The sequence below is a fragment of the Pseudoalteromonas sp. Z9A6 genome (genome assembly GCF_011378805.1).
GTDB classification, from domain to species: domain Bacteria; phylum Pseudomonadota; class Gammaproteobacteria; order Enterobacterales; family Alteromonadaceae; genus Pseudoalteromonas; species Pseudoalteromonas distincta.
This window is the reverse complement of sequence record NZ_WTKZ01000059.1, coordinates 1-23,189: the sequence shown is the minus strand read 5'-3', so window position 1 is coordinate 23,189 and position 23,189 is coordinate 1. Positions and strand designations below refer to the sequence as shown.

At 41.7% G+C, this 23,189-nt stretch carries 28 protein-coding genes and 1 pseudogene; 28 read left to right on the top strand and 1 reads right to left on the bottom strand.

Going from position 1 to position 23,189, the window contains the following annotated elements:
• From GQR53_RS22670 to GQR53_RS22535, 28 genes are all read left to right on the top strand, one after another.
• The coding region (locus GQR53_RS22670) for a toprim domain-containing protein (RefSeq protein WP_206013361.1) at positions 1-520 on the top strand (520 nt) is incomplete at its 5' end.
• Positions 520-1,887: a virulence-associated E family protein gene (locus tag GQR53_RS22665; RefSeq protein ID WP_165744287.1), complete on the top strand. Its 1,368-nt coding sequence runs from the start codon at positions 520-522 to the stop codon at positions 1,885-1,887. The genes GQR53_RS22670 and GQR53_RS22665, both read left to right, overlap by 1 nt.
• Positions 1,877-2,200, top strand: a complete 324-nt coding sequence (locus GQR53_RS22660) for a hypothetical protein (RefSeq protein ID WP_165744286.1) — start codon at positions 1,877-1,879, stop codon at positions 2,198-2,200. The genes GQR53_RS22665 and GQR53_RS22660 overlap by 11 nt, the downstream gene beginning before the upstream one ends.
• The gene (locus tag GQR53_RS22655; protein WP_165744285.1) at positions 2,197-2,544 is read left to right on the top strand and encodes an antiterminator Q family protein; all 348 of its coding nucleotides are present in this window, start codon (positions 2,197-2,199) and stop codon (positions 2,542-2,544) included. The genes GQR53_RS22660 and GQR53_RS22655 overlap by 4 nt, the downstream gene beginning before the upstream one ends.
• Positions 2,545-2,725: 181 nt before the next feature.
• Entirely contained in the window at positions 2,726-3,199 is a 474-nt protein-coding gene (locus GQR53_RS22650) for a lysozyme (RefSeq protein ID WP_165744284.1), read from the top strand.
• Positions 3,192-3,620, top strand: coding sequence for a hypothetical protein (locus GQR53_RS22645; protein ID WP_165744283.1), 429 nt, complete (start codon positions 3,192-3,194; stop codon positions 3,618-3,620). The genes GQR53_RS22650 and GQR53_RS22645 overlap by 8 nt, the downstream gene beginning before the upstream one ends.
• Before the next feature lie 158 nt (positions 3,621-3,778).
• Positions 3,779-4,075, top strand: coding sequence for an HP1 family phage holin (locus GQR53_RS22640; protein ID WP_165744282.1), 297 nt, complete (start codon positions 3,779-3,781; stop codon positions 4,073-4,075).
• Positions 4,065-4,442 carry an HNH endonuclease gene (locus GQR53_RS22635; RefSeq protein ID WP_165744281.1) on the top strand — a complete coding sequence of 126 codons (378 nt, stop codon included), beginning with the start codon at positions 4,065-4,067 and terminating at the stop codon, positions 4,440-4,442. The genes GQR53_RS22640 and GQR53_RS22635 overlap by 11 nt, the downstream gene beginning before the upstream one ends.
• 90 nt (positions 4,443-4,532) lie before the next feature.
• Positions 4,533-4,997: a P27 family phage terminase small subunit gene (locus tag GQR53_RS22630; RefSeq protein ID WP_165744280.1), complete on the top strand. Its 465-nt coding sequence runs from the start codon at positions 4,533-4,535 to the stop codon at positions 4,995-4,997.
• The gene (locus GQR53_RS22625; protein WP_165744279.1) at positions 4,998-6,707 is read left to right on the top strand and encodes a terminase TerL endonuclease subunit; all 1,710 of its coding nucleotides are present in this window, start codon (positions 4,998-5,000) and stop codon (positions 6,705-6,707) included. It abuts the gene before it with no gap.
• The gene (locus GQR53_RS22620) at positions 6,707-7,945 is read left to right on the top strand and encodes a phage portal protein (protein WP_165744278.1); all 1,239 of its coding nucleotides are present in this window, start codon (positions 6,707-6,709) and stop codon (positions 7,943-7,945) included. The genes GQR53_RS22625 and GQR53_RS22620 overlap by 1 nt, the downstream gene beginning before the upstream one ends.
• Positions 7,942-8,685, top strand: coding sequence for a head maturation protease, ClpP-related (locus GQR53_RS22615; protein WP_165744277.1), 744 nt, complete (start codon positions 7,942-7,944; stop codon positions 8,683-8,685). Before GQR53_RS22620 ends, GQR53_RS22615 begins: the two co-directional genes overlap by 4 nt.
• A 70-nt stretch (positions 8,686-8,755) precedes the next feature.
• The gene (locus tag GQR53_RS22610; RefSeq protein ID WP_165744276.1) at positions 8,756-10,000 is read left to right on the top strand and encodes a phage major capsid protein; all 1,245 of its coding nucleotides are present in this window, start codon (positions 8,756-8,758) and stop codon (positions 9,998-10,000) included.
• A 55-nt stretch (positions 10,001-10,055) separates the two neighbouring features.
• A complete protein-coding gene (locus tag GQR53_RS22605) occupies positions 10,056-10,310 on the top strand; it encodes a hypothetical protein (RefSeq protein WP_165744275.1) in 255 nt (84 codons plus the stop codon).
• 5 nt (positions 10,311-10,315) lie between these two features.
• Positions 10,316-10,930 (top strand): head-tail connector protein, encoded by a 615-nt coding sequence (locus GQR53_RS22600; protein ID WP_165744274.1) that lies wholly within the window; start codon positions 10,316-10,318, stop codon positions 10,928-10,930.
• Positions 10,927-11,256 (top strand): phage head closure protein, encoded by a 330-nt coding sequence (locus tag GQR53_RS22595; protein WP_165744273.1) that lies wholly within the window; start codon positions 10,927-10,929, stop codon positions 11,254-11,256. The genes GQR53_RS22600 and GQR53_RS22595 overlap by 4 nt, the downstream gene beginning before the upstream one ends.
• The gene (locus GQR53_RS22590) at positions 11,249-11,749 is read left to right on the top strand and encodes an HK97-gp10 family putative phage morphogenesis protein (RefSeq protein ID WP_165744272.1); all 501 of its coding nucleotides are present in this window, start codon (positions 11,249-11,251) and stop codon (positions 11,747-11,749) included. The genes GQR53_RS22595 and GQR53_RS22590 overlap by 8 nt, the downstream gene beginning before the upstream one ends.
• A 2-nt stretch (positions 11,750-11,751) precedes the next feature.
• Positions 11,752-12,150, top strand: coding sequence for a hypothetical protein (locus GQR53_RS22585; protein ID WP_165744271.1), 399 nt, complete (start codon positions 11,752-11,754; stop codon positions 12,148-12,150).
• 2 nt (positions 12,151-12,152) lie between these two features.
• Positions 12,153-12,617, top strand: a complete 465-nt coding sequence (locus tag GQR53_RS22580) for a hypothetical protein (protein WP_165744270.1) — start codon at positions 12,153-12,155, stop codon at positions 12,615-12,617.
• Positions 12,618-12,953 (top strand): hypothetical protein, encoded by a 336-nt coding sequence (locus tag GQR53_RS22575; RefSeq protein ID WP_165744269.1) that lies wholly within the window; start codon positions 12,618-12,620, stop codon positions 12,951-12,953.
• A 44-nt stretch (positions 12,954-12,997) separates the two neighbouring features.
• Complete coding sequence (locus GQR53_RS22570; protein WP_165744268.1) at positions 12,998-13,192, top strand: hypothetical protein; 195 nt, start codon at positions 12,998-13,000, stop codon at positions 13,190-13,192.
• A gap of 2 nt (positions 13,193-13,194) precedes the next feature.
• Positions 13,195-15,507: a hypothetical protein gene (locus GQR53_RS22565; protein WP_165744267.1), complete on the top strand. Its 2,313-nt coding sequence runs from the start codon at positions 13,195-13,197 to the stop codon at positions 15,505-15,507.
• A 3-nt stretch (positions 15,508-15,510) separates the two neighbouring features.
• Positions 15,511-15,978 carry a hypothetical protein gene (locus GQR53_RS22560; RefSeq protein ID WP_165744266.1) on the top strand — a complete coding sequence of 156 codons (468 nt, stop codon included), beginning with the start codon at positions 15,511-15,513 and terminating at the stop codon, positions 15,976-15,978.
• Positions 15,979-17,778 carry a hypothetical protein gene (locus GQR53_RS22555; protein WP_165744265.1) on the top strand — a complete coding sequence of 600 codons (1,800 nt, stop codon included), beginning with the start codon at positions 15,979-15,981 and terminating at the stop codon, positions 17,776-17,778.
• Entirely contained in the window at positions 17,778-18,506 is a 729-nt protein-coding gene (locus tag GQR53_RS22550) for a hypothetical protein (protein WP_165744264.1), read from the top strand. Before GQR53_RS22555 ends, GQR53_RS22550 begins: the two co-directional genes overlap by 1 nt.
• 569 nt (positions 18,507-19,075) lie before the next feature.
• Positions 19,076-19,567 carry a DUF1833 family protein gene (locus GQR53_RS22545; RefSeq protein ID WP_165744263.1) on the top strand — a complete coding sequence of 164 codons (492 nt, stop codon included), beginning with the start codon at positions 19,076-19,078 and terminating at the stop codon, positions 19,565-19,567.
• 7 nt (positions 19,568-19,574) lie between these two features.
• Positions 19,575-19,970, top strand: coding sequence for a C40 family peptidase (locus GQR53_RS22540; protein WP_165744262.1), 396 nt, complete (start codon positions 19,575-19,577; stop codon positions 19,968-19,970).
• Positions 19,954-22,452: a host specificity factor TipJ family phage tail protein gene (locus GQR53_RS22535; RefSeq protein WP_165744261.1), complete on the top strand. Its 2,499-nt coding sequence runs from the start codon at positions 19,954-19,956 to the stop codon at positions 22,450-22,452. The genes GQR53_RS22540 and GQR53_RS22535 overlap by 17 nt, the downstream gene beginning before the upstream one ends.
• Before the next feature lie 460 nt (positions 22,453-22,912).
• Here the strand turns inward: GQR53_RS22535 and GQR53_RS22530 are convergent.
• A pseudogene (locus tag GQR53_RS22530) lies at positions 22,913-23,189 on the bottom strand (endonuclease III); the annotation flags it as partial.

The window sequence follows — 23,189 nt, the reverse complement described above, 5'->3', positions numbered from 1 at the left end:
TTTTACGGCTGAGACTGTAACAGGTGGCAAAGAGATTAAACAATTTTTTTTTTTTTTTTCTGATAAAGAAAACCGCGATTTTAGCTTTTTGCATTTTAAACGTGGTGATTTGGTGATGCCATTAATTGATATTGAAAAGGCGCTTTGGAATATTCAGGTTATTAATGAGCAGGGCACTAAGCTGTTTTTAAAGCATGGCCGTAAGGCTGGGCTGTTTCACTTTATTGGTAAGGCGAGTAGTTGCAATATATTGGCTGTTTGTGAGGGATATGCTACTGGTGCGAGTATTCATATGGCGACCGCTTGGCCATGTGCAGTGGCGCTTGATGCAGGTAATTTAATGGCTGTTGCTACTGAGCTTAAACAAAAGCTTATTGATAAAACCTTTATATTTTGTGCTGATGATGATGCTAATACCAAGGGGAACCCGGGTGTAAGTATGGCTAATGCGGCTGCAGCTGCGGTGGGTGGTTTGGTGGCAATACCAGACTTTACTGCTGTTGTTGATAAGGCGGCATAATGGCGGGGCTTAGTTTAAACGATTGGAATGATTTACACGTTAGTGCTGGGCTTGATGCGGTTAAAACGCAGTTGCTTAGTGTAGTTGATAAGCCTAGCGCTAATGATGGTAATAAGGGAAATAACCCGCCGCCGCAAAACGCTGACGCGCGACAGCGTTCACTGGGGGATGAGCAGTGGCAAGCTGGTTTCCAAAGAACTAATTCGGGTATGCCTCAAGCAAGTATTAGTAATACTAAATTGGTGCTTGAAAATGACGCTGCTTTTGAGGGGGTTTTAGGTTATTGCGATTTTAGTTACCGTATTATTAAGCGTAAAAAGCCGCCTTTTAAAATGGGTAAGGTGGGTGAGTGGACCGATACTGATACTGAGCGTTTACGTATTTACCTTTCTGAAACCTATGGTTTTACGCCTAGGGCTAGTGATGTTATTGGGGCTATTGTTGTTCACTCTGAAGAACATGCTTTTCACCCAGTGCAAGAGTATTTAAATGCTGTTAAGTGGGATGGTACGCCTAGGGTTGCTATGTGGTTACATACTTATTTAGGTGCTGAAAATACTGACTATACGGCTATGGTTGGGACGTTCTTTTTGGTTTCGGCTGTGGCGCGGGTTATGCGGCCACCGGTTAAGGTTGATTCGGTGTTGATTTTGGAAGGGTCGCAGGGGTTGGGTAAATCTACTATGTGCCATAACTTATTTGGTGATTGGTTTACTGATACGCCTATGGCTCTTGGTGAAAAAGATACGTTTCAGCAAATGCAGGGTATGTGGGGTATTGAGCTTGCTGAGCTTGATTCGTTTAATAAGGCTGAAAATACAAAGGCTAAACAGTTTTTTGGGTCACAAGTTGATAGGTATCGCCCTAGTTATGGTCGTATGGTGCAGGAGTTTCCGAGGCAATGTGTATTTGTGGGTACGACTAACCAAGATAGGTATTTAAAAGACTCTACGGGTAATAGGCGTTATTGGCCTGTGATGTGTACTAATATATGCCAGGATAAAATTGCCACTGATAGAGATCAGCTTTGGGCTGAGGCTTTATATTTATTTAATGAAGGTATGCCTTGGTGGCCTACTGATGAGTATAAGCATTTATTTGAAGAGCAGCAGGAAGATAGATTTGATTCTGATGTTTGGGAAGGGCTTGTTTATGATTGGCTGCTTAAAAACATGCGTGGTGACTATGCACTGTCGGATATTATGACTGAGGTGCTTGGTATGGACCCGCATGCTATGCGTCCGCCTGAACAAAAGCGAGTTGGGCAGATTATGCATAGGCTTGGATTTACTAAGAAGAAGAAACGTGTTGATGGTAAGCGCCCTGCGTTTTATGTGCCACCTGAGGGGTTTTGGAATGCTAAATAGGCTTTTTACTATGACCATGACCAGTGTAGGTGACCGCTACAAGCTGCGTAGTTATTGGGTTGGTCACGGTGGTCATGGTGGTCACGGTGTTTTTACGCACACATACGCGCGCGGGTGCGAGCGGGTACGCGTGTTTTCTACTTTCTATTTATATAGTTGTTCTTGTGTATATAAAAACACTATGACCAGTATGACCAGTATGACCAATGTAGTAATAGCAAGGGGTTCAGCGGTCACGGTAGGTGGTCACGGTAGAAACAAGGGTGACCAAGGCGTTTTTAATTTGTTATTTGGCTTTAACGGGGAACGATGATGCAGTTAGTTACGACTATTGATGATTTGCTTAATGAGTGGGGTGTGTGGTCTCAAGCTGGGTTGGGTTTAACGCTTAGCTCTGCATCAAACGATAATACTATTGCAGTAATTGATGATGATACAGGGTTAATGGTAGACCAGGCTGTGGCAATGCTTGGGCTGTATGCTCCAAAAACTAAAACGGTGGTTATGATGAGCTATCGCTCTAAACTAAGTACTAGGCAAATTGCTAAGAATTTAGATATTGGTGAAACTAAGGCGAGACAGTTGCTGTTAAGTGGTGCATCTTGGCTTGAAGGGCATTTAATGGCGAAAGGGATTTTAATTAAAACTGCTGCATAAATAGTTTGCAATTGCGCGCGCAAGAACTATACTATTTCATGTAAGCTTAGCAGAGCTGCATCATAAAGCCCGAGGTTAAAACCTTGGGCTTTTTTGTGTCTGCTTTTTAAGTTATACCTACTTGTGTTGTAAACCCGCCTTGGCTTTTTGCCTGGCGGGTTTTTTATTTTGGGGCCTTTAAATGAAAATTAATAAACTATTAGCTGCTGGCGTTACGGGTGTTCTTGCTCTGGCTGGGGTTATGGTTGCTGATTTTGAGGGTGAAGTACGCACAGGTTATGTTGATCCTGTTGGTGTAGTTACGGCTTGCTTTGGACATACCCAAACTGCTGAGCTTGGTAAGGCCTACACAGAACATGAATGTTTAAACCTATTTGCTATGGACTTAGGTGATCATAATGAGCAGTTGTTAAGAGCGGTTAAGCAGCCGCTTTCTATTGGTGAGCATGCGGCTTATTTGTCGTTTCACTATAACGTGGGTGCTGGGAACTTTCGTAGCAGTACTCTACTTAAATATTTAAATAACAGTGAGCGGGCTCTAGCATGTAATGAGTTGTCTCGTTGGGTTTATGCTGATGGCCGTAAGCTTGCTGGTTTAATTAAACGTCGAGAACTTGAGCGCCAACTGTGTTTGAGTGAACTTAGTGATGTTTAGCTTAAATAAGATAGTGCTGGTTGCCTTTACTGCGATGCTGAGTATTACTGCATTGATGTATATGGGCGTTAAGTCTGATTTGAATACGGCCATTGAAAATAATAAGCAGCTTAAAGTATCGGTGCAAAGCTATAAGAACCATGCAACGTATTTAACAGATAGTTTGGTTGTTGCTGATGAGCAGAATAAGCAGTTAATTAAAGAACGTGACTTACTTAGCACGCTTAGAGCGCAACACCAGCAGCAGCTTATTGCAATTAAAATAAAACTTAATAATTCTAACGTGCAGCTCGATGCATTAAGGCAATCAACTGATGAAACAACTAAACATTGGGCTAATGGCTGTGTGCCTAACGCTGTTGTCGGCATGTTCAAGTACGCAACAGTTAGAACCTGTAGTAAAGACGATAGTGCAAACTAAATTTAGGTTTGTGCTAATTCCTAACGAGTTTATAAAACCATGTAATGTAAGTACTCAGGTTGTTGGTGATAATACGTCACATGCGCAGTATACGACTTACCTTGAGTCGGTTATTGATGCGTGTAATGAGCAGCTGATGAGGGCGAGAAATTGGAACAATGCGAATAGAGACTAGTGATATTGCAACGCAAAAAGCAACCAGCATCACGAGCTATGCAGCAAGTTTTGGAGCAGCAGCTGGAGGGGTGTTTAGCTTGAATGAATGGGCAATATTACTAGGGATTGTGTTTGCTGCTCTTACTTTTTTAGCGAACTGTTGGTTTCAACATAAGCGTAATGAACGCGAAGCTAAGAAGTATGAGGATGATAAAGAGTTTCATCGAGCAAGAATGCAAGCATTACAGCAGAGCGACCAAGCGCATTTGATTTGTGGAGATAACAACAATGGCTACTAAGCCTGGGTGTTGGTGTACTAAGTGCCGCAAGGTACATAAAGATGAGCCTTGCCCGCATCGTAAGCCATTTGAACGTAAACGTGGACCTACTAAACAGTCAGGCCGAGGAGGGCGTGTGTGGCAAAGAACACGAGAATTTATATTTCATCGTGATAATTTTTTATGCCAGATATGTAAGAGCAAGGGCATCTTAATATCTGTTGAGCTACATGGTGCTTACCATGGCATATGTGACCATATGGTTCCTATTAGCCAAGGTGGTGATGATAAGTTAGATAACCTTCAAACCATCTGCCAAACGTGTGATAAAAACAAAACAGCACTTGAGTCTCGCTATAGTGTTGACCCGGGGGTAGGCAAAGTCTAGCGCCTCGCCTCGTTCACCGCCCCCTCAGTTAGATTTTTATGCGGGGCAGAATTGAAATGAAAAAACCCACTTTAGAGATTATTTAGTTATATGGCCGGTAGATACCCAGCAGTAGTAGCGGATACAGCTAACAAAGTTGTTCAATTCCCTAAGACTACTGAACAAAGCGCGGAAATAAGTGATAAGGACGCTAAAAAACTTGCGATCAAATCGCGTCCGCGTGGAATGTCAAAAGCTGAGCAAGTGGTATGGAATAACGATATACCTGAATATGTAAAAATTAACAGGTTCAAGCCTCACTATATACGTTTCTTTAAAGAGTACTGTGTTGTAGTAGCGCGCATGGAAGCGTCTGTTGCCTATTTAGAAGACCAAGGTTGGAAATATACAACCGAAGGTCGTAACGGTATACAGCACAAAACACGCCCGGAGGTCAGTCAATATAATGATGACTGGCGTAAATTTAATAGTTTAATTAATCAACTAGGAGGGAGTCCAGCGACTGATCAGCGGTTTAATAACCTGCAACCTGGGCTGTTCGATGACTTATATTAAATGCGTAACAACTATCCTACGTTTGAGCGTGATCACCTAGCTGATATAGAACAATACGCGAGTGATGTTTTAAGTGGTAAGCGCCTTGCTAATAAGTATGAACGATTAGCAATAGAGCGTGAAAGCAGAGACTTACAACGAGCAGGTAGTAAAGACTTTCCTTATTACTTTGACACTGAAGCCGTTTTAAAAGTTATTACATTTATTGAAACCTTTAGCCATGTAAAAGGTAAATGGGCAAGGGCTAAAGGGCAAGAAGGGTTACTAAGCTTTAGCGGTTGGCAAAAATGGATTACAGCACAAGTATATGGCTGGAAACATATAGAAACTCATCGTCGCCGTTTTCGTACCGCATTTACGTTGGTACCTCGAAAAAACGGCAAGTCGACTTGGGTTGCCCCAATTGGTTTATACATGTTGGCCAACGACAACGAACCGGGTGCCGAAGTTTACTGTGGTGCAACTACACAAAAACAAGCTAACGAAGTTTTTAACCCAGCTAAAAAAATGGCAACTAAGCAGCCAATATTTAGGCGCCGTTTTAATATTGAATTGTTTGCTCAGCAAATAGAAAAAACAAACGATGGCGGTAAATTCGAACGCTTAATTGGTAACCCGGGGGATGGTGGTTCACCTAGTTGTTATTTATGTGACGAGTACCACGAGCATGACGATGATGATCAGCGAGATACTATGATCACCGGCATGGGTGCACGCGAGCAACCACTTGAATGGATAATATCTACTGCCGGCTCAAACTGGTTTGGTCCATGTGGCCAATACCAAAAAGAGTGCCAAGAAATACTTGAAGGTACCAGAACCGACGAAACCGTTTTTGCCATGATTTACACTATTGATGCTGACGATGACTGGCAAAGTGAAGCCGCACTTGAAAAAGCAAACCCTAACTTTGGCGTGTCTGTAGAAGTTGAGTTTTTATTAAATCAGCTATCTAAAGCTAAACAATCGGCACGTAAGCAAAATGCTTTTAAAACTAAGCATCTTAATTTATGGGTTGGTGCACGTGAGTCCTGGCTAAACCTTGAAGACTGGAAAGCGGCAGCTGATACCAACTTAAACATTGAACAGTTTACAGGTGAAGAGTGCACTAAAGGCGTCGACCTATCTGAGTCTGACGATTTAACCGCCGATGTAACCTGTTTTACACGCGAGATAAACGGCAAATTACATTACTACTTCTTTGCTAAAACCTACGTAACAGAGGCAAAAGCAAACGAAATAGATATATATCGTGACTGGGTTGATCAAGGACACCTAATAGAGTGCGAAGGTACCAGCATAGATTACGACGAAGTAGAGCGCGCTATCGAAACAGATAACGAAAACTACCAAGTAACAGGCTTGTTTTACGACCCAGCAGGCGCGGCACCTATTGCTCAGCGTGTACAAAACAGTACAGGTATAGAGCCTATTAAGGTGTCACAAAATTACACCAACTTTTCGCCGGCAATGCGTGAGTTTGAAAACTTACTCAGGCAAGGCCGTATACACCATAACGGTGATCCTGTTCTTACTTGGTGCTTAGGCAACGTAATAGCCAAAGAAACCATGGACGGTAAATACATTCGCCCAGTAAAAGAGCATAAAGACAACAAAATTGATACCGCCGTCGCTAAGTTGCTGGCCTTTATTGGCTCATGGCAGCCAGAAGAAGACGATGGTTCTAATCAAGAGTTTTTGGAATTCTAATGTTTAAAATCCCGTTTTTAAGTCGTAAAACCTCGCCAGCAGTCAATAACATAGCTGATCAAGATAATATTTCAGTACAGGATATAAATAGCTTATCTGACTTGTTTGGGGTAATGCCATCGTTGGCAGGCCCGGCGGTAACGCCTAAAACATCAATGAAAGTGTCGATTGTATTCGCCTGTGTGCGCCTAATTGCCGGTGCAATTGCACAGATGCCCGTACATATCTATGAGCGCGGTGACAATGGCGATAAAAAACGCGTTCCTAACCACAATTTAGCTAATCTTTTTAACTTACAGCCCACTCCAGTATGGAGCGCCGCCGCGTTTTGGGAGTATATGGTTTCAAGTATGCTACTTCATGGCGATGGTTACGGTGTTTTAATACGCGATCGTAACGGCGATATAGAAGAAATACTGCCAATTAGCCCCGCAGGTATGAACGTAGTTAACAACAACGGCCGGCTAAATTACTTTTTTACACTAAATGGTACCGCCCGCGGGTTTGACCAAGACGACATATTGCACTTTCCGGGCTTTGGTTTTAACGGCCTTAAATCAATGTCGGTTATTCAATGGGGTGCGTTTAACAGTATTGGGCTTGAGCTTGCCATGGAGCAACACAGTGGCGAGTTTTTTAAATCGGGTTCAACTCAGCGCGTAGCCGTAGTTAAGCAAGGCAAGTGGGACGAAAAACAAAAACAATCATTCAGAAACGCATGGGTTAAAGCATACGGCGGCATTGAAAACTCAAAGTTTCCGCTGGTTCTTGATAACAGCACAGACGTAAAGCAACTTAGCGTATCAGCAAAAGACTCACAGCTGCTTGAATCGCGTGAATTTCAAATTACCGACATAGCCCGCGCGTTTGGCCTACCTAGTTTTATGGTAAACCAAGAGCAAAAATCAACATCGTGGGGCTCAGGTATTGGTGAAATTGGCTTATCGTTCTTGCGTTTTACGCTTGGGCCACACTTAAACCGCTTTGAACAAGAAATAAACCGCAAGCTGTTTTTAAATAAACCTATGTTTGCCGAGTTTATAGCCGCTAATTTAATGCGCTTAACGCTTAAAGATAGAAACGAAGCATACCGCCAATCCATAGGTGGCTCACAAGGCCCCGGTTGGATGAGCATAGACGAAGTGCGTAAGCTCGAAAATCTACCCGAACTAGGCGGGCGCTATGCTTTGCCATACGACCCAATAGCAAATAACCAACCACCGGGAAACGAATCATGAATAACAGCCGAAAACTAATGCAGTTAGTTAAAAACAACTGCCAGAACCGTGACCAAGTTGGTTATCAAGTTAAACAGCAATCACCACTTGCCAACCCAGGCGAGAGTCGCCCCGCATTTTTAATTTACGATGTAATCGACCCATGGTGGGGCGTATCGGCCGAGATGATAAAGCGCGACCTGCTCAGCATTACCGATGTAACCGACATCGATGTATATATTAATAGCCCAGGCGGTGACGTATTTGAAGCCACCGCCATTTACTCAAGCTTTAAAGCGCACCCAGCAAAAATTCATATTCACATCGATGGCATCGCAGCCAGTGCCGCAACACGCATTGCATTAGCGGGCGACACCATTGAGATTGCCGACTCAGGCTTTTACATGATCCACTATGCCTGGACGCTCGCACTGGGTAACGCACAAGAAATACGCGACACCGCCGACATGCTTGATAAAGTCGATAACACCATAGTAAACGACTACGAAAAGCGTACTGAAGCAGGTGAGGAACAAGTACGCACCTGGATGAAAAACGAAACCTGGTTTACCGCACAAGAAGCCCTAGAACATGGCTTTGTAGACAGTATTATGCAAGATGGTACAAGCGATAAAACTACTAATAAAGCGTGGGACTTAACATCATATCAAAACGCACCTAAACCAAAACCACCAGAAGATAAATTTTTGCAGCGTGAACGCTTAGAGCGATTTGCTAACATGCTGCTCACTACTGGCTAGCTCCGCTGGCACCACTATTTAAAGCACCTTAGGGTGCTTTTTTTGTAATTAAAATCGAGGAAATTAAAATATGTCTATCCAACAAAAGCGTGAGCAGCGAAAAGGTTTAGCTGTAACCCTAAACCAATTGGTAACTGATCACCCAAAAGACGAAGCTTGGAGCGATGACAAGCAAAAGAAATACGACGACCTAGTTAATAAAATTGATGCACTAGACGGTGACCTAGACCGCCAACAAAAAGTGTTTGACCTACAAGCTAAGTCAAAGCAAACCATTCAAGACCGCACAGACCAAGGCGGTATTTCTACTGATGAAGCTGAGCACCAAATTCATCAAGAAAAAGCAGCTTATGCATCGTGGTTACGCGGTGGCATGTCGGCACTAAATGAAGAGCAGCGCAGTGCGGTACAAAACCGTATTAACAGCCCTAAAAACACCATGAGCACAGGTACAGGCTCTGAAGGTGGTTATTTAACGGCTGATGAAATTGCACCGGGTATTTCACAAGCGCTTAAAGCGTATGGCGGTATGCGAGAGCTTGCAACCGTAGTACCTACTGCAACGGGTTCTACTATTCCATGGCCAACAGCTAACGCAACCGCTGAGCAAGGTGAATGGCTAGCTGAAAATACACAAGCTGGCGATGAAGATACAACATTCGGTGTACGCAACATTGATACACACATGATCAGCTCTAAAGTAATTGCAGTGCCGTTTCAATTACTGCAAGACACGCAGTTTAACCTTGAAGGTTATATTAACGAGCAAATTGGTATGCGTATTGGTCGCACCTCAGAAGATGCGTTTATTAATGGCACAGGCACATCAATGCCGCACGGTATTTTAACCGATACCACTGCTGGTAAAGTGGGCGTTTCGGGCCAAACGTCAATAATTACCTTAGATGATTTAATTGACCTAGAGCACAGCGTAGACCCAGCTTACCGCCGTAGCGCGCAATGTGGGTTTATGATGAACGACTCAACAATTAAAGTGGTTAAAAAGCTTAAAGATACACAAGGTCGCCCGCTTTGGTTACCAGGTATAGAAGCCTCAGAGCCTAATACTATTTTAGGTAAAGCGTATGCCACTAACCAGCATATTCCAGCTATGGCGGCTAATGCCAAGTCGGTTTTATTTGGTGATTTTTCTAAATACATTGTGCGCGATGTATCGCAAATGTTGTTCTTCCGCTTTACCGATAGCGCATACAGCCGCAAAGGCCAAGTTGGCTTTTTAGCATTTATGCGTACCGGTGGCCGCTGTATTGATGTGGGTGGTGCTGTTAAGTATTACCAAAACGCAGCCGCTTAATTGATGCACCTATAGCCCCTTAATTGGGGCTTTTTTATTTAACTAAGGAATTATCATGGCAGCTAAAAAGCTAATTACTGCACGTGTACTGGTTGCATGTGTGATTGCTGATCAATCTTTTGAGCCAAACGCACTTGTAAAAGGTGATGCTGAATTACTTGAACCACTTATTAAAGTAGGTGAGCTATCAAGTGACAAAGCAGCGGTTGATTACTGCAGCAAAGAGCTAGAAGTTGAAGTTGTTGATCTTAATGCGACTGATGAAGCCGTAGAGAGTGAAACTGACGAAAACACTGACGGCAAAGAGTAACAACAATGAACATGCTCCGAAAAGTAATACAGGCACCCACTATTGAGCCCATAACTATTGATGAGTTAGCACAGCATACCAATGCAGATGATGACCATTACGATTACTTAAAAAGCTTAGTACCCAGAGCGCGTAAACGCTTTGAGCAACGCACAGGCCGTTTGCTCGTAGAACAAACATGGCAATTTGCAATGCCTAAATTTTGTAATCAAATTGTGCTGCCTTATACACCTCTTCGGAGCATATCGTCGATTAAATATATTGATAAGCTAGGGCAGCTCGTCACTATTGACCCTGCCGAGTATCGCATTGTTGACCACGGATTAACCGCCACTATTACACCAAAATTGGGAGGCAACTGGCCTGCAGTGGGCTTTAAGGTAGTTGATGCCGTGCAAATTGAATGTGTATTTGGTCATGCAACTTCTATAAATGAGGGTACCAGCATCGATGCCAGCAATATTATAGACCAAGATAAATACGAGCTTTCAAAGCAGGCCATTATGGTTTTAGTAGCCGATTGGTTTCGTAACCGTGAAGACACAGCACCGGTGCAACTTTACGATATGCCAAACGCATTTAAGTCTATTGCTAACGAACTCGCAGTTGAACTGCTATGAAGTCGCTACCCGCCGGGCAATTTAATTGCAAAGCTAGCTTTGGCAAAAACACCAAATCAGATGATGGCTATAACACTAATAGCTATCAACATGAATTTTATAAATGGGTAAAAATACAAACCGGTGCAGCTAAAGAACTTGAGCAAAGCGGCCAGTTAATGGGCGAGTTAACGCATTCAATTACATGCCGCTACAGTAGCAAAATAACCTCTACACACCAAATCACCTATAAACAAAGAACGTTTGAAATAATTGGTGCACCCGTCAATAAAGATTTTGCCAACACATTAACCATTATCGCTGTTAAGGAGATCACTCATGCTTAATGCAGGTATTGATATATCGGGCCTTAAAAAAATGGAGCAGGCATTACTTAATATTGGTAAAGAAATAGGGGCTAAAAAAGCGACCGGAATAATGACTAGTGCCATTAAAGACGGCGCTATTAAATATCAGCAAGGCATGCAGCGTAATGCGCCCGAGTCTGACTTTGCTCGCGTAGTAAAAACTAAAGGGGGCCAAAAGGTTGATATTCGCCCGGGCTTTTTAAAGTCGCGTATAAAAGTACGCGCTAGCACTAATAGATCGGGCGCTACCACCAGGCGCTTTAGTAAAGGCGTTGTATCACTTGTGCGTGTTGGCGTATTTAAGGTGCCTTATGTTGTGCAAGTTGAATACGGCACAAATAAACATAAAGCTCAGCCATTTATTCGCCAGGCCTTTAGCAAAAGAACAAACCAAGTTGTGGTTGTTATTAATCGTGGTTTAGCTAAACGTATTGATTTAGCGCAGCGCCGCATAGCTAAAAAGTATAAATAACGATGATAGAAAACAGCATTCGTAACAAAGCCCTGCAATCTGCTGCTTTAAGTTCGTTAATTGCAAGGCGCTTACATTTTACAACTAGCCATAACTCAAACGATAACTATGTGTTATTGCAATTAATAACAGACCAAACCCCAATAGAAGTTCACTTGGAAGATAGCCAGAGCGAAGCGCTTATTCAGTTTGACTGCTACAGCACTTCACCAGAAACGGCCAAAGCCATAGCCAAAGAACTTGCAAACATATTTAACAAACAAGGTTTTAGTGATAGCAGCGTAAATGTGCAACTCGCTCTTAAACAAAACCGCATACCCGATTTTGAAACCGGCTCAGGGTTATACCGTGAGTCATACGAATACATTTTTTATTACCACAACCTAAATAACGAGGTATAAACATGCCAGCTCCAACTCCTGTAAGTACACCAGCCGCTGATACGGTTGATTCACATAATTCAACACTACAGTTTTGCTCAACCGGTATAGGCACTGTTGATACCTTTTTGCCTGGGCTCGATGTGATCCCACAAATTAATTCAGGCAAGGTATACGAAGATGATACCGACATAGCAGCAGAAAACCGCAGCTATAGCGAAAAAGCACTCCCTGAAGACCAAGACTTTGAGCTGGTTTTTCGCCATAAGCCGGCTGATGCAGACCAAAAGCCGTTTTGCGAATTAGTAAAAGCCGGTACACCTATCACTATTAAGGTGACTCGTGCCAGTGGCGAAGTGCAAGACGTTGTGTATTTACCGCATGACTACTTTAGTGGCGAATCGGGTAAAGACTCAGGTAAGCAGATGTTTGCCTGTATTGGCAAGCTACAACAAGTTGTGTTCTCAACATTACCGGCGGGTGTGTAAATGATTACTGCAGAGCAAATAATGGCGGGCAAACTGGCAACATCGACCCGCCACTTTGAAGTGCCTAGTGTAGGCAAAATACTATTACATCGTTTGCCGGCTGTTGAAGAAGCCAAAGCACGTGAAATGTTTAGTGACCAAGAAATAAACCCTAAAAAGTTAGAAAAACTAGCCCAGCGAAATACTTATTACATGCTCCATGGTGTGTTTAACGACAAAGAAGCCGCTAAATTACCTAATTTATTAGATGTGCAGCAGCTTGGAATGATTCATACCACAGGTTTGTTTTTTATGAAGCTAGAGCAAGAACACCTCGAAGCTACTGAAAAAAACTAAAAGAGCAGCCCGAGTTACAAGCGCTCTGCAACTTAGCAGATAACTTGGGTTGCTCTATTTACGACCTTAGAAACCGCCTATGCCCTGAAGAGCTTGAACTTCGACTAGTACATCAAAGTATTAAAATGGGGCTTACTTTTGATAGAAGCGAGCAGCGCAAAATCGCACAAGAGAAAAAGCGCCGAGAATCCGAAGCGTTTTTAAATACCTGTCCTTGGCGTAAACAAAAGAGAAAGTAACAATGGCATCAATTGCAACACTCACCATAGATTTAATTGGTAAAAGTGCAAAGCTGACTGCTGAGCTCAATAAAGCCAATAAAAACACTAAATCGTGGGCAGATAAAACCCGCAAGATGGTTAACGCTAGCAGCAAAGTTATGGCTGGGTTTGGGGTGGCGGGTGTTGCTGCTCTTACTGCTATTTATGCTAAAAATGCAGCATTTATAGATCAGCAAGCAAAAACAGCTGACCGCTTGGGTATTACTACTCAGGCATTAGGCGGTTTACAGCATGCTGCTAATTTATATGGCGCGTCTAATGAGGAGCTAAATAAGTCACTGCAAACCATGCAAAAAAACTTAGGCCAAGTGGGGCAAACGGGCACAGGCGAGGCCAAATATGCCCTTGATGGATTAGGTTTATCGGTTAAAGATTTACAAGGCTTAGCGCCTGAAGAGCAATTTAAAGTTATTGCCGACAAGCTAAAAAATGTTGAAGACCAAAGCCAAAAAGTTTACCTAGCGCAAAGTTTAATGGGTAAGTCGGGCGCTAAGATGATCAACGTAATGGACGCCGGTGCAGATGGCATAACAGCCATGATGGAAGAAGCCGACGCGCTAGGCATGACATTTACACGTGTTGATGCGGCTAAAGTAGAAATGGCTAATGACGCACTCGATAAAGCGCAAAAAACAACGCATAGCTTTGGGCAAACCTTAGCAATAGAAATGGCGCCTATTGTTGGCGCTATTTCAGAACTGTTTATTGAAAACGCAAAAGAAGCCGGCGGTTTTGGCCAAGTTGCACAACAAGCAATAGGTAAGGTAACGAGTGTAATTGGTGTTATGGCCGATGGCGTACAAGGTATAAATATACTCTTTAAAGGTGCCAAAGTTGTTGCTATGGGCTTTTCTGCAGCACTATGGGAGGGGCTAGCATTTGTAGTAAATAAAGGGATTGTTCCATTTGCTAATAGTATTACTAACGGTCTTTTATACCCAATTAGAAAAGTATTAGAGCTTTCACAGCATATACCAGGCATTGGTGACTCTGCAAAGTCGGCATTAACCGAGCTAAATAAACTAGGTAAGGCAGAGGGCTTTAAAACGCTTGATAGTATTGGTTCACAGGCATTAAAAAATTTAGAGCTGGCACAGGATGACTTTAAAAAATCACTAATGGAACCGCTTAAATCTGAAGTTATTAATGGCTGGGTTGCCGACGTACAAACTAAATTTCAAACCGCTGCTGAAAAGCAGGTGAATGACTCGAAAAAGCCAGGGTTAAGCGATTTATTATTAAAAGAAGACCCTAAGGCTATTGATGAAAAAGCTCAAAAATTAATTGATGCGGCCCGTAATCAATATCAACAAATATTTGATGCTCAATTAGAGTTTGAAGGCAAAGAAGTAGAACTTGAAAACCGTAGGTACGAAAGAAAAATCACACAAATGGAGCAAGAGTTTCAGTTGCTACGAGATAAAAATTTAGTAACAACAGAAATTGAAAGTGAATATCGTTTAGCTAAAGAGCAATTAGAAGCTCAGCATAAAGGTAATTTAGCAGAGCAAAATAACGACTTTTGGACGAACTATGCAGAGTCTATTCGTACAACTGCTGAAAATACAGATCAACTTTGGGCTGATACGCTAACAAGTTTTAGCCAAAATATGTCCAGTAATATTACTAACGCTATTTATGAGTGGGAAGGCTTTGGTAATTTAGTAAAAAATATTGCAGTTGGTTTTTCTAAGTCTGTTGTGCAGTCTTTAGTTGAGATTGGAACTCAGCGCCTAGTTTTATGGGCCTTAGAGGCAACACTTGGTAAAGCTAAATCAGTAAGTTACCTCACACAAGTTACCGGACAAGCTCAAGCCGGTGCGCATTTAGCTGCTATAAATGCATTTGCTTCAACAGCCGCTATTCCAATTATAGGACCAGCTTTAGCGCCAGGGGCAGCTGCGGCGGCAGAGGCTATAACTCAACCGTTTGCAGCAGCTGCAATTGCATCAGCTGCCAGTACTATGGCCTCGTTCGATGGAGGTGGTTACACCGGTGATGGCCCACGTATAGGAGGGGTAGATGGTAAAGGGGGAATGTACGCCATTGTCCATCCTCAAGAAACAGTTGTAGATCACACTAAAGGTCAAAACCTCGGCTCAAGTGTCACGGTTAATATTATTGAAGATGCATCACGCGCCGGTACGCAGAGTAAAAGTAATGGCTTATCTGGTAAAGACGTGATTGACGTGTTTGTCAGTAATATCCGCGAAGGTGGCGAGGCATCCTCTGTACTCGAATTAAGCTATGGATTACAAAGGCAGGGGATATAAGCCATGTTAATTAACTATCCAAAAGGCCTGCGATTACCTCTTTTATCAAGTTACGGCCTATCACAAAACTCTAATTTACTACGCACACAAATGGCCAGCGGCAGCGCCCGTGTTCGCCAACGCTTTCATTCGGTTCCTACCGTTATGACAGCAAGCTGGAAATTAAATAAAGACCAGGCATCAATACTAGAAGGCTTTGTAACGCATGGCATAAGCAACGCCGTTAACTGGTTTGTAATGCCCGTTTTAACCCCACAAGGATTAATAGAACACGATGCAAGATTTATTAAAAACCCGCTTGAATCTGCCAGCTTTAACGGCGGTTTTTGGAACTACAGCGCTAATATCGAGATTAAAAAACGACAAGTAATAAGTGAGGAGGTAATGGTAAATCTATTACTCACTCCACTTACAGCAGAGACATTTGCAGCATCCGTAACTAATTCAATGAACAAATATTTGGAAAATTAAATGGCTAATTATTTAACCCTAGTTGAGCAACTCAGCACAGCAGTAGAGCAGTTAAACCAAGTTCTACAAGGTGACGAAACCACCACTGTAGACATTAACGGCAAAGTACAGCCAAGCGTACAGAAAAAGACGCTTGATGAAGTCACTGCAAAAGTGCAATTAGTTTTAGATGCTGCTGCAGATATTGATGCTGTGAAATACGCAACTACTGCAGCGGGGATTGCAGCCACTACAGATGGACAGTTTTTTAGTGTTGTGAGTGATGATGATGACAGTTATTTAGATTTGTATAAAAACGATAATGATAGTGCTGAATACATAAAAAGTTACCCTAGCGCCGAAGCGATACACAATATACCCGTAAAAGAACACATTTCAAAAAAGGATTTTACACTAAGTGATGAGTCAGGAGAGACAATATTAAGCGCCAATTCTAATGAGTTAGAGTTTGCTGGTAATGCTAAATTCAAAACGTTAGAAACTACAGATCCTGTTAGCAGCGGCTTAAATCAACAATTGGAATCTCCTTTCTTATACTCATTAACTGATTCATCTGGAGAAATGATATTTGCAGTCACTAAAGACGGTGTTATGGCGAACGGCTTCTCAACACAAGATGGTGAGATTGGAACATCCTCAACAATATACCAACAATCACCAAATGCTGAGATAGATTGCTTTCCAACTATGGGCCAAAGCAATGCGGCTGGTGATTTGGGTATTACAGACCCGCCAATAAGCACAGTACAGGAGTATAAAAATATAATACCAGTGTACGATACGGGCAGCGTATCGACAAACTCGGCAGTTCCAATAGGTATGATCCCTCTTGCGGAAGATATAGCGACTGGTTACGAATGGACGGGGTTAAACGCATGCAATCAAGTGTCAAAAATGATACTTAATGACTCAGGGCTGAGTGTTAGTGAGTTAAACCAGATGTATACGTTTAAAGCAGCTATGGGAGGGAGTGGCATACCTTCCGTGGGTAACGATAGTACAGCAGTTAGGTTTAAAAGAGATATTGATTTCGGAGTTTCATACTCAAATCAAAATAATAAATCATTTAACGTTAAAGCTGTAAGTTTCACTCAAGGAGAGGCTAATAACCAAATGACTTCACAAGATTACTACGATGCTACGATATCTATGTATGACTGGATGAACGATTATTGTAAAGCTGCAACTGGACAAAGAAACGACATGAAATTATTTACATGGCAAATACAGGAGGATACTGGTGTTAGACGAGCACAGTTAATAGCATCTGATAGACACCCAAACATTCATGTTGTTTTCCCTGAGTACGCACTGCCAATGAAACCAAATGCAGGTGTCCACTTGAATAATGTAGGTATGGCATTGTCTGGTGCATACTATGGACTTGCGTATAAAAGAATCATAATTGATGGTAAGAACTGGGAGCCACTGAGATGCACTGGTGTTTCACATTATGGTGGTAAAGTTATACTAAACTATAATAGAAAAGGTATTGTTATAGATAGAGACACTTACGGCACTGTTGATGGGGACGGTTTTTATGTTACAGACGATACAGGTAGCATAACTATCACTAGTGTTTCCATATCCGATTACGGTTATGTAAGTTTGAGCCTAAGTCGTGACATTGTTGGCAATGCAACTGTTGGTTACGGCCTGAGAATGAGAAACAGGGATGATGAAGTAATTGTTTATGGTGGCTGCTTAAGAGATAGTGACGGCCTATCTGAAACCACAACACTAGATGGGGTAGTGTACCCACTACATAATTGGTCTTTACTTTTTGAGGAAATAATATAATGAGTTTATCACTAGTAATAAAAGGGGCTGATTTTTCAGCCAACTCTCTGGGTAATGCGTTTTACCCACACTTTAACAAATTAACTGCAGCTAGATTTTATGGTAGTGATGTACCCGATTTTACAGGCTTAAAAAAGAGTAATAAGATTGGTGCGAAACTTAGTGGCTTGGATAGTGTAATCAACAGCTACTCACTATCACTTCCGTACCAATCAAAATACTCAACTGATTTAGTGACCAGTCAAAAAATGACTTTCTGTGCTTATGTTAAAGTACCGCAAGGGGCAACTTCAACAAGTCAAGGAGTGATAACTAGTAACAATACCAGCACTGGGTTAAATCCATACGAGGGACAGTTTTTAATAACACTGTCAGTTGATACTACAAGAGCGCTTGGTAAGCTAAGTGTCTTTGGTGATGACACTGGGTTTACAACAGCCTCATCACTCAATGCACAACAAGATACCCTTATGTTTATTGTCGGTGTAATGGACGCGACAAGCGGTGACATTAAGATTAGGGTCTATTCCGAAGGTACTGTAAAGGAGTCAGTAGCAAGTGGATCATTTAATATAACGGATGGTGACACTATCTTCATTAACAATTACCCAAATGAACCGACAACGATAGAGTATCTCCATACGTCCATATTTAATGATGTGTTAACCTCTACTGAAATTGACGAAGTGTTCAATTGGGTTGATAGTTATTACTCTGATAAACTTTAATCATTAATGATACTGAAAAAGCAACCAAACTTATAGAATCAGCGGTCAACATGTACTCGTATAAATAAAAGCCACAAACTAAAACCACTGTTATTATTGCCTGAATATCTGGAATTTTATTTCCCTTTTTACTTAGCGGCTTTTCTCACTCTAACTATTTTACACTAAATATTCTGTATTGCTCATGCGTGAGGAAGCTTCCAACTACCAATTAGGTGTATCAAATGTAGGTACTGGGAGAAACCTTGAAGTAATTAAGTATAGCTTAAGTAAGCTAACCGTTTTCAAGTGACATATCGTATTTTGGTGAGTACTTCGACCTACCCTAACACTATGGATTTCACTCGTTCAGGTATCGCTTACAATTTCAGTGTGAATGTACTTGCGGATGTATTAAAAGCAGCGTGTAAAGCAAAGCATCAAGAGAGTATAGATATGTACTATGAGAGCGGGATTTACGAAACTACATATTTAGGGTATCTAATAGATGAACTTCACCTCACAAACAGCGGGAGAAGACTCATTTCCGACAAGTTAACTGTAAGATTAAATGGTAAATAAGATAAATCATGTCTATAGTACTCCAAAAAATATACGCCAGCGCCCCAGCTGGCGATTTACCCATTCACACATTAGAGTTGTACGCTGATTCTCAGGGTGTCATTCGTATATGTGAAGGGTTTGATGATGTCACCGCTGGAATTGAAACCGGTGAATTTGTTACCTTTACTGCAAGCGGTATGGGGGTTTCTCTTCCTGCTCGCTCAGTAAAAGGCCGGCAAGATTTACAATTTCAACTCGATAATGTCACAGGCGAAGTTTTAACTAAATTACAAGGCGCGATTGATGCGGGTGACACTATTAAAGTGATTTACCGTGTATTCACGGCGAGTTATTTAGATGAACCAGCCGAGCCACCTGTTGAAATGACCGCCGTAGACGTTAAAGCTAATGCACAACGCGTTAATGTGGTTGCCTCATTTCATGACTTGGTTAACAAAGCATGGCCACGTGACCGTTATACTCCCAATATAGCCCCCGGCTTAAAATACTTTAGCTAAAACCCCCATGCATAAAATAGAAGATTACCTAAGCGTACCTTACGTTGATGGTGGTCGAGATATGACTGGTCTAGATTGTTGGGGCCAGTCACGCCTTGTGCTACACAACGTGTTTAATAAACCATTATTTAAATCCTTCGGCCATGTAAGCCCAGACGACAAAACAAACCTTACTCACTCATACACCCAAATAGTTGATCAATTCAAACCTTGCCAGCCTAAAGAGCAGGCTATTGCGTGTGGGTTTCGAGGGCAAAGTTTAATCCATATGGGTTTGTGTGTGTTGGTTGATGGTCAGCTGCAAATACTGCATACATCACGAAGGAAAGGCCCGTCTATTGTTAAAATCGCAGACTTTAAGCGGTTATTTTTTGAGGTTAAGTTTTATGAGTACACAGGTTGAGCTAAAAGTTTATCCCAATAAACTTGATTTAGCATTGTATGAACCCTGCACCGGATATACAGGTCAAACACTAAGTAGTTGGTTACAAGTAAACGTACCCGCTTACGATGATCGTGAAGAGCCTCTTTTTAGCGTCAACATCAACGGAGAGCATGTATTACCAAGCGAATGGACAATTTATAAGTTTAAGCGCGGTGATGATATAAAGCTGGTTGTTGAAGCAAAGGACCCAATCACAATCGCCTACGCGGTTATTGCTGTAATTGCGATTGGCGTTGCTGTTTATGCGGCTAATCAAATACCCGATAACTACAACTCAACAACACCTGATGGTAGCAGTATTTATGATATAAATACGCAAGGTAATAAACCACGGCTAATGGGAGTTATTCCCGAAGGTGCTGGGCGTCACTTAATCTTCCCAGATTATTTGACTATGCCACGCCGCGAATACATTAATAATGAACAATGGCTTTATTTAATGCTGTGTGTGGGTAAGGGGGAATACGAAATATTACCTCAGGAAATAACCATAGGAAACACACCTGTAAATAGATATGTAGGCGATGTTGATTATCAAGTATTTGGCCCAGGCGAAGATGTTACAACTCATGAAGCGCACCGAAATGTATATACATCAAGTGAGGTTGGCTCAACAGCCGGTACAAATGGCATAGAACTAAAGGGTAAAGTAACTAACTCAGGTGGTAGTAACAGCGTTTACGATTACACGTTTATAGACGATAAAATAAAAGTGTATATGGTTGAGTACGAACCAGAGCTTGGCGGGTATATCCGTTACTTAGTTATGCCACCATTCGATATAGGCGAAATTCTTACTGTTCAATTTTCACTCGAAAATCAAAACGATGGCTATTATAAACTCATTGAAAAAGGTAGAAATGGCAGCACTGTAAAAAAAGTAGATGGCCAATTTCAAGATGATCCAAATTGGACTGGTTTTATAACTGAAAGCGACTCACATGCAAATGTGAATGTTGAAAATAGTGGCGGTGACGGCCAGTTTAATGGGCCGTTCTTTGCGTGTCCAAAAGGTGAGAAAACTAATAAGTTATGGTTAGACTTTTCACTCCCCAGAGGCCTTGGTGAACTAGATGATAACGGTAATTTTTTAAGCCGCACAGTGGCGTTAAAAATAGAATATCGAGACGATGGCGCGCTTAGTTGGACACCAGTAGATACCATTACCTTTACTAACTCTACAAACGATCAATTAGGCCGCACTGTGTCTGTAGATATACCTACAAAAATACGGCCAGAGGTGCGCGTTAAACGAATCACTGCGGCAAATGACGATACTCGAATATACGATGAAATTTACTGGACGTCTCTAAAGTCAGAGCTTGAAAGCGCAACACGCTATGAAGGCATGACAACAATAGCCGTAAAAATTAGAGGTACCAATGCATTAGCAGGCTCAGCAGAAAATAAGTTTAACCTTATAGCTACTCGAAAATTACCTATTTACGAGAATGGCGCATGGACAGAGCCAAAACCAACAACCGATATAGCCCCATTTTTTGCTCATGTAATAAAAAGTTCAGGCCATAGTGATAATAAAATAGGATTAGATGAGGCCAATGCATTACATTCAATTTGGCATGCCCGGGGAGATGAGTTTAATGCTGTATTCGACAGTGCCAGCACTATATTTGAAACACTTAAACGAGTTTTAGCCGTAGGATTTGCAGAGCCAACGATTGATTTTGGTCGGATCATACCGGTAAGGGACCAAAAGCGGACTATATACAAGCATATGTATCAGCCTGATAACTACATAGGCCAGTTAGATCGAAGCATTAGTTTGATAGATGACGACGAGCCAGATGGTGTTGAGGTAGAGTACTTTTCACCCATTACATGGAAGTCAGAAACCGTAATTTGTTTATTGCCTGAAGACCAGGGTATTAACCCTGAAAAAGTAAGAGCATTTGGTATTACAAGCCGAGATAAGGCATATCAGTATGGTATGCGTAAACGTCGCACGCGAAGGTACCGCCGTACACGATTTGATTTTAAAACAGAAATGGACGCCTTGAACTCACGGTACCTAGATTACTGCGCATTGGCTGACGACATACCAGGCTATGAGCAAACAGGGCGAGTACAGTTTATAAATGGCCGTTCAATATTTATCGATAATGAAAACCTAATCTGGCAAACCGGTGAACCCCATATATTGGCGCTAAGAAAACCAGATGGCACGTTATCAGGCCCGTATAATGCCACTAAAGGCAGTGCTATTAACGAAGTTATTATTGATCGCGACCTAGATTTTCAAGCTACCTTAAACGGTACAATGGAACCACCGTTATACATGTTTGGAATAAATACACGGTGGTGTAATGGGGTGATAATTCGAGATATTAAACCATCATCAATAGATAAAGTAAGCGTTACAGCAGATTTAGACGATGACCGAGTTTATTTGGATGACGACAGTCTAGCGCCTATTTTATGAAACTGAACTTTTACTATATTTTTAGGTCTAAAACGCACTGAATAGGTTTTCAGTGCGTAATGGCCAATGACGGCCTATAATTTCAAAAGGATTTAAAAATGGACTTTATCACTTCTGTAGCAGCCAATTTATTCTCATTAGCACTGGTTAGTCTCGTTACATACTTTAAGTGTTTGTTAGATCAAAAAACCGATACTTTTAAAAGCAGTAATCAGTTCGTATTTACCTATCGATTCAAAAAGAATAAGTCTATTCCGATTAATAAAGTTAGATTAATGATGCTCATTAAAAGTAGCAATGCTAATTTTTATATATTGTGGTGTAAGTAATTAGTTAGCTCAATAAAAAGTGACTTTTTAATTATCAGAGAAGCAGTAGCTAAAGCTCTGCTTTTCTTCATTCCACCGGTAATAGAATACCAATGCTAATTAGCAAACCCATTTCATTTTCAACTTCTTATTTAAGCTTCAGTTTTTTCTTTGTAATCACATAAATCTTCAATAATACAACTCCCACATTTAGGCTTTCTCGCCGTACACGTATAGCGACCATGTAAAATAAACCAATGATGCAGGTTAAACATAAACTCTTTTTTATTTGGTGTATTTTTTATTATGGCTTGTTCTGTTTGCTCAACCGTTTTGCCTTTAGCGTAACCAGTGCGGTTTGCAAGGCGTTGGATGTGAGTATCTACCGCTATAAAGTATCTACCTTCGTTATCTTTCGTCCAGCCAAAG

Bases quoted from the DNA above. Each gene is read 5' to 3' on its own strand.
- GQR53_RS22635 (WP_165744281.1), top strand. From the start codon at position 4,065: ATGGCTACTAAGCCTGGGTGTTGGTGTACTAAGTGCCGCAAGGTACAT.
- GQR53_RS22620 (WP_165744278.1), top strand. From the start codon at position 6,707: ATGTTTAAAATCCCGTTTTTAAGTCGTAAAACCTCGCCAGCAGTCAAT.
- GQR53_RS22590 (WP_165744272.1), top strand. From the start codon at position 11,249: ATGCTTAATGCAGGTATTGATATATCGGGCCTTAAAAAAATGGAGCAG.
- GQR53_RS22640 (WP_165744282.1), top strand. From the start codon at position 3,779: ATGCGAATAGAGACTAGTGATATTGCAACGCAAAAAGCAACCAGCATC.
- GQR53_RS22625 (WP_165744279.1), top strand. From the start codon at position 4,998: ATGCGTAACAACTATCCTACGTTTGAGCGTGATCACCTAGCTGATATA.
- GQR53_RS22575 (WP_165744269.1), top strand. From the start codon at position 12,618: ATGATTACTGCAGAGCAAATAATGGCGGGCAAACTGGCAACATCGACC.
- GQR53_RS22555 (WP_165744265.1), top strand. From the start codon at position 15,979: ATGGCTAATTATTTAACCCTAGTTGAGCAACTCAGCACAGCAGTAGAG.
- GQR53_RS22650 (WP_165744284.1), top strand. From the start codon at position 2,726: ATGAAAATTAATAAACTATTAGCTGCTGGCGTTACGGGTGTTCTTGCT.
- GQR53_RS22660 (WP_165744286.1), top strand. From the start codon at position 1,877: ATGCTAAATAGGCTTTTTACTATGACCATGACCAGTGTAGGTGACCGC.
- GQR53_RS22615 (WP_165744277.1), top strand. From the start codon at position 7,942: ATGAATAACAGCCGAAAACTAATGCAGTTAGTTAAAAACAACTGCCAG.
- GQR53_RS22605 (WP_165744275.1), top strand. From the start codon at position 10,056: ATGGCAGCTAAAAAGCTAATTACTGCACGTGTACTGGTTGCATGTGTG.
- GQR53_RS22560 (WP_165744266.1), top strand. From the start codon at position 15,511: ATGTTAATTAACTATCCAAAAGGCCTGCGATTACCTCTTTTATCAAGT.
- GQR53_RS22645 (WP_165744283.1), top strand. From the start codon at position 3,192: ATGTTTAGCTTAAATAAGATAGTGCTGGTTGCCTTTACTGCGATGCTG.
- GQR53_RS22540 (WP_165744262.1), top strand. From the start codon at position 19,575: ATGCATAAAATAGAAGATTACCTAAGCGTACCTTACGTTGATGGTGGT.
- GQR53_RS22585 (WP_165744271.1), top strand. From the start codon at position 11,752: ATGATAGAAAACAGCATTCGTAACAAAGCCCTGCAATCTGCTGCTTTA.
- GQR53_RS22665 (WP_165744287.1), top strand. From the start codon at position 520: ATGGCGGGGCTTAGTTTAAACGATTGGAATGATTTACACGTTAGTGCT.
- GQR53_RS22545 (WP_165744263.1), top strand. From the start codon at position 19,076: ATGTCTATAGTACTCCAAAAAATATACGCCAGCGCCCCAGCTGGCGAT.
- GQR53_RS22600 (WP_165744274.1), top strand. From the start codon at position 10,316: ATGAACATGCTCCGAAAAGTAATACAGGCACCCACTATTGAGCCCATA.
- GQR53_RS22580 (WP_165744270.1), top strand. From the start codon at position 12,153: ATGCCAGCTCCAACTCCTGTAAGTACACCAGCCGCTGATACGGTTGAT.
- GQR53_RS22630 (WP_165744280.1), top strand. From the start codon at position 4,533: ATGGCCGGTAGATACCCAGCAGTAGTAGCGGATACAGCTAACAAAGTT.
- GQR53_RS22610 (WP_165744276.1), top strand. From the start codon at position 8,756: ATGTCTATCCAACAAAAGCGTGAGCAGCGAAAAGGTTTAGCTGTAACC.
- GQR53_RS22595 (WP_165744273.1), top strand. From the start codon at position 10,927: ATGAAGTCGCTACCCGCCGGGCAATTTAATTGCAAAGCTAGCTTTGGC.
- GQR53_RS22535 (WP_165744261.1), top strand. From the start codon at position 19,954: ATGAGTACACAGGTTGAGCTAAAAGTTTATCCCAATAAACTTGATTTA.
- GQR53_RS22655 (WP_165744285.1), top strand. From the start codon at position 2,197: ATGATGCAGTTAGTTACGACTATTGATGATTTGCTTAATGAGTGGGGT.
- GQR53_RS22550 (WP_165744264.1), top strand. From the start codon at position 17,778: ATGAGTTTATCACTAGTAATAAAAGGGGCTGATTTTTCAGCCAACTCT.
- GQR53_RS22565 (WP_165744267.1), top strand. From the start codon at position 13,195: ATGGCATCAATTGCAACACTCACCATAGATTTAATTGGTAAAAGTGCA.